Annotated in this window: 3 protein-coding genes; all 3 read left to right on the top strand. The window is 72.7% G+C overall.

All coding sequences use genetic code 11. The features are described 5' to 3' along the window. Positions 1 to 457: ASPIC/UnbV domain-containing protein (locus VLJ82_RS04380; RefSeq protein WP_408662105.1), on the top strand; the 457-nt coding region annotated here is incomplete at its 5' end. Further along, positions 454 to 1,467, top strand: coding sequence for a hypothetical protein (locus VLJ82_RS04375; protein ID WP_408662104.1), 1,014 nt, complete (start codon positions 454 to 456; stop codon positions 1,465 to 1,467). The genes VLJ82_RS04380 and VLJ82_RS04375, both read left to right, overlap by 4 nt. Next, a partial coding sequence (locus tag VLJ82_RS04370; protein ID WP_408662103.1) for a type I polyketide synthase occupies positions 1,464 to 5,677 on the top strand: 4,214 nt, incomplete at its 3' end. The genes VLJ82_RS04375 and VLJ82_RS04370, both read left to right, overlap by 4 nt.

Below are 5,677 nucleotides of genomic sequence, written 5' to 3'. Positions count from 1 at the left end.
GCCGACCCCGACCCGCGCCATCGCGATGGCCGACACCACCGGCACCGGCACCCTCGACTGGGCGATCGCCCGGCAGTGGGGCCCGCCGGCCTTCTACGCCAACCAGTCCCCGGACCGGGGCAACTACCTGGACCTGCACCTGTACCGGCCGGCAGCTGACTCCAGCTCCGTCGCGGGCAAGGGCCTGTCCAACTTCGGAAGCCCCGCCTACAACGCGACGGCGACGGTGACCACCCCGAACGGCACGGCGGTCTCCCAGCTCGACGGCGGCGGCGGCCACGCCGGCTTCCGCAGCTTCGACGTGCACTTCGGGCTGGGCTCCTTCTCCGGAGCCGCGACCGTGACCCTGCAGTGGCGTGACACCAGCGGTGCGCTCCACCAGCAGAAGCTCCAACTGACGCCAGGCGTTCACTCCCTCGTCCTGACGGACACCGCTCGAGAGGTTTCAAGCCGATGACCGCCACCGTTCCGAAGCAGGCCCAGCCTGTACCTGCCAGTTCAGCACCGCCGGCGGCACCCGCACCGGCCAAGGCCAAGCCGGCACCCGATCCCCGGTACCTGGCGCTGCGCAACTTCGCCATCTCGATCAGCGTGCTCAACGTCTTCGGCTACGCCTGGCTGGGCTTCGAGCAGCCGTGGCTGTGGCCCTTCCTGGCGGTGCTGGTCGGCTACGCCACCGAGATCGTCTTCGAGACGATCAGCGCCTGGGTCTACCGCCGGCAGCCGAAGTACCGGGGCAACGGCGTCCGCGGGGTGTACGAGGCGCTGCTGCCCTCGCACATCACCGCCCTCGCGGTCAACATGCTGCTCTACGCCAACAGCCAGTTCTGGCCGGTCGCCTTCGGCGTGGTGGTCGGCGTGGCCGCCAAGCACGTCCTGCAGGCGCCCATCAACGGCCGGATGCGGCACTTCATGAACCCGTCCAACTTCGGCATCACCGCGGTGCTGCTGTGCTTCAGCCACTGGTGCAGCATCGCCCCGCCCTACCAGTTCAGCGAGAACGCCAACACCTACTTCCGGATCATGATCCCGCTGGTCATCGCCACCTCCGGCACGGTGATCAACGGAATGCTCACCAAGCGGATCCCGCTGATCGTCGGCTGGCTCGGCGGCTTCTTCCTGCAGGCCGTCATCCGGCACTGGATCTGGGACGTCGCGCTGTTCTCGGCCTGGGGCATCATGACCGGAATCGCGTTCGTGCTGTTCACCAACTACATGATCACCGACCCGGGCACCACCCCGTCCAAGCCGCGCAACCAGTTCATGTTCGGCTCCTCGGTCGCCATGGTCTACGCCGTGATGATGGCGTTCAACATCGTCTACACCATGTTCTTCGCCACCACTGCGGTCTGCGCCCTGCGCGGCCTCGGCTGGTGGGCGGCCCACTTCATCGGCAAGGCCAAGCAGCGCCGCGCACTCGCGGCCGCTGACCACCCGGTGGCAACCCCTGCGGCGGTGCGAGTATGAGTTCGGAACGTATCTCAGTAGTCGGCATATCCTGCCGCTACCCGGACGCGAACTCCCCTGATGAGCTCTGGGAGAACGTGCTCGCCGGCCGCCGGGCCTTCCGCCGGCTGCCGGACGAGCGGATGCGCCTGGAGGACTACTACTCCCCCGACCCCGCGGCACCGGACCGGTTCTACACCCAGAAGGCCGCCGTCATCGAGGGATTCGAGTTCGACCGGGTGGCCTACCGGGTGGCCGGGTCCACCTACCGCTCCACCGACCTCACCCACTGGCTGGCGCTGGACACCGCCGCCCGGGCCCTGGCCGACGCCGGATTCCCCAAGGGTGCCGGGCTGAACCGCCAGGGCACCGGCGTGGTGATCGGCAACAGCCTGACCGGCGAGTTCAGCCGGGCCAGCATCATGCGGCTGCGCTGGCCCTACGTCCGGCGCACGGTCGGCGCGGCGCTGCGCGAGCAGGGCTGGGACGACACCGCGCTCGGCGAGTTCCTCGACCAGCTCGAGGCCCGGTACAAGAGCCCGTTCGCCCCGATCGACGAAGACACGCTGGCCGGTGGGCTGGCCAACACCATCGCCGGCCGGATCTGCAACCACTTCGACTTCAACGGCGGCGGCTACACCGTCGACGGTGCCTGCTCGTCCTCGCTGCTGTCGGTCACCACCGCCTGCAACGCGCTGGCCGAGGGTCACCTCGACACCGTGATCGCCGGCGGGGTGGACCTGTCGATCGACCCGTTCGAGGTGATCGGCTTCGCCAAGACCGGAGCCCTGGCCACCGGGGAGATGCGGGTCTATGACCAGCACTCCAACGGCTTCTGGCCCGGCGAGGGCTGCGGGATGCTGGTCCTGATGCGCGAGCGCGACGCGATCGCCCAGGGACTCAAGCGGTACGCCAACATCGTCGGCTGGGGCTACTCCTCCGACGGCAAGGGCGGCATCACCCGGCCGGAGGCGGCCGGGCACCAGCTGGCCATCGAACGGGCCTACCGCAGCGCCGGATTCGGCTTCGAGACCGTCAACTACCTGGAGGGACACGGCACCGGCACCGCGGTCGGCGACGCCACCGAGCTGCAGGCCTTCTCCCAGGCCCGGCGGCAGGCCGACCCGGACGCGCCGCCGGCCGCGATCAGCACCCTGAAGGGCAACATCGGCCACACCAAGGCCGCGGCCGGTGTCGGCGGGCTGCTCAAGGCAATCCTCGCCATCCACCACCAGGTGATCCCGCCGGCCACCGGGCACGTCGACCCGCACCAGGAGCTGCTCGGCGACCGGCCGGCGCTGCGGGTGCCCAGCACGGCCGAACTGTGGCCGGCGGACGGGCCGATCCGGGCCGGGGTGTCGTCGATGGGCTTCGGCGGCATGAACACCCACGTGGTGCTCGAGCAGCCGGCCGGGCCGCGCCGGGACGAGATCGCCCCGGAGGTGCAACGGCTGGTGCGCTCCCGGCAGGACTGCGAGCTGCTGCTGCTCGACGCCACCAGCATCGCCGACCTGCGTGGCAAGATCAGCCAGCTGGCGGCGATGGCGCCGAAGATGTCCTTCGCCGAGCTCGGCGACCTGGCCGGCACGCTGTCGGCGGACCTGGCCGGCCGCCCGATCCGGGCGGCGGTGCTGGCCGGCAGCCCGGAGCAGGCCGAGCAGCGGCTCGGCAAGCTGCTGATGCTGCTGGACAACGGCGCCCGCTCGGTGCTCGACCTCGACGGCGGGGTGTTCCTCGGCCATGCTGCCAGCACGCCCCGAATCGGCCTGCTGTTCCCGGGCCAGGGTGCCGGCCGGCGCAGCGACGGCGGCGCGGTCCGCCGGCGCTTCGCGGTGGTGGACGAGCTCTACCGGCAGTTCCCGCTGCCGGCCGGCAGCCTGGCCGACACGGCCGCCGCCCAGCCCCGGATCGCCACCGCGTCGGTGGCGGGGCTGCGGCTGCTGCGGCTGCTCGGCATCGAGGCGGTGGCCGCTGCCGGGCACAGCCTGGGCGAGCTGTCCGCGCTGCACTGGGCCGGGGCCTACGACGAGGCGACGCTGCTGTCCATCGCCACCGTACGAGGCCGGCTGATGGCCGACAGCAGCACCGTGGACGGAGCGATGGCCAGCATCCTCACCTCGCCCGAGGTGGCCGGCCCGCTGCTGGACGGCGAGCCGGTGGTCATCGCCGGCTTCAACGGTCCCAAGCAGACCGTGGTGTCGGGCCCGGCGGACGCGGTGGACCGGGTCTGCGCCCGGGCCGCCGGCCAGGGGCTGACCGCGATGCGGCTGCCGGTCTCGCACGCCTTCCACTCCGACCTGGTGGCCCCGGCCGCCGAGGCGCTGCACGGCTACCTGACCGAGGACCGGTTTGCACCGGTGCGCCGGCGGGTGGTGTCCACCGTCACCGGCGGCGAGTTGCCGGCCGACACCGACCTGGCCGACCTGCTGGCCCGCCAGGTGCGGGAGCCGGTGCGCTTCGCCGAGGCGGTGACCGCGCTGGCCGGTGAGGTCGACCTGCTGCTCGAGGTCGGCCCCGGCACCGTCCTGCGCGGGCTGGCGTGCGACATCGTCCCGTTCGTGCCGACGGTCTCGCTCGAGACCGACAGCAACTCCCTCGCGGGCCTGTTCCGGGCGGTGGCGGCCTGCTACGTGCTCGGTGCCGACATCCGGCCTGCCGAGCTGCACCGGGACCGGTTCACCCGCAGCCTGGAGATCGGCAAGGAGTTCAAGTTCTTCGCCAGTCCCTGCGAGCAGGCGCCGGTGGACGAGCTGGGCGCCGGGCTGCCAGCCCTCCGGCCGGCCCCGGCCGGGCAGGTCGCAAAGCCGGCTGCCGAGCCGGTCCGGCGGGCGGAGGTGGCAAGCCCGCCGGCGACCGAGCCGGAGCCCGGCGAGGCGGCACCGGCAGCCTCCGGTACGCCGCAGAGCGCGCTGGACGTGCTCCGCCGGCTGGCCGCGGAGCGGGCCGAACTGCCACTGGAGGCGGTCAGCGCCACCAGCCACCCGCTGGACGAGCTGCACCTGAGCTCGATCACGGTCGGCCAGATCGTCAACCAGGCCTCCCGCGAGCTGGGCCTGACCGCGCCGATGGCGACCTCCACCTTCGCCACCTCGACGCTGGCCCAGCTGGCCCAGCTGCTCGACGAGCTGGGTGAGAACGCGCTGGCCTCGGACGAGCCGGCCACTGCCGCGCTCGGCGTCGCGCCCTGGGTGCGGGCCTTCGGGATCGAGAAGGTGCCGACGGCCGCGGGTCCCGCGGCCGGACCCACCGGCGCCGGGAGCTGGGAGGTGTTCGCCAGCGAACGGCATCCGCTGGCCACCGAGCTGCGGCAGGCGCTGCGCCGTGCCGAACTCGGCAGCGGGGTGCTGCTGTGCCTGCCCCGTGACTGCGACGAGAGCCACGTCCCGCTGATGCTGGCCGCGGCCCGGGCGGTGCTGGCGTTGCCGGCGCCGGCCCGGTTCGTGGTGGTCGGTGACCGGCGCGGGGCGGCGGGGCTGGCCAAGACCCTCTGCCTGGAGGCGCCGGCGGTGGCCACCACGGTGGTCACCCTGCCGCTTCCGGTGGACCTGGCGGCCGAGCAGGTGAGCGCCGTGGTGCCCGGCATCGTCGCCGACGTGGCGGCGACCGCCGGGTTCTCCGAGGTCAGCTACGACGCCGACGGCACCCGCCGGGTGCCGGTGCTGCGGCCGGTCCGGCTGGCCTCGGGCGGCCAGCCGCCGCTGGGCCCGCAGGACGTGCTGCTGGTCACCGGCGGCGGCAAGGGCATCACGGCCGAGTGCGCGCTGGCGATCGCCCAGGACACCGGCGCCGCGATCGGCCTGCTCGGCCGGTCCGGTCCGGACACCGATCCGGAGCTGGCCGCCAACCTGGAGCGGATGGCGGCGGCCGGCGTGCGGTACCGCTACGTCCGGGCCGACGTCACCTCCGCCGACGAGGTGAAGGCGGCGGTCGAGGAGGTCCGGGACGTCCTCGGGCCGGTCACCGGCGTCCTGCACGGCGCCGGCCGCAACGAGCCGAACTCGCTGCTCAACCTCGACCAGTCCGCCTTCGAGCAGACCCTGGCTCCCAAGATCGGGGGTCTGGAGGCGGTGCTGGCGGCGACCGATCCGGCGTCGCTGCGGCTGCTGGTCACCTTCGGCAGCATCATCGGCCGGGCCGGCTTGCGGGGGGAGGCCGACTACGCCACCGCCAACGACTGGCTGACCGACCTCACCTACCGGGTGGCCGAGGACTACCCCGACTGCCGGTGCGT

The organism is Jatrophihabitans sp. (assembly GCF_035474675.1).
In the GTDB taxonomy this organism is placed as follows: Bacteria; Actinomycetota; Actinomycetes; order Mycobacteriales; family Jatrophihabitantaceae; genus Jatrophihabitans_A.
This window is presented reverse-complemented; position numbering and strand designations above follow the sequence as displayed.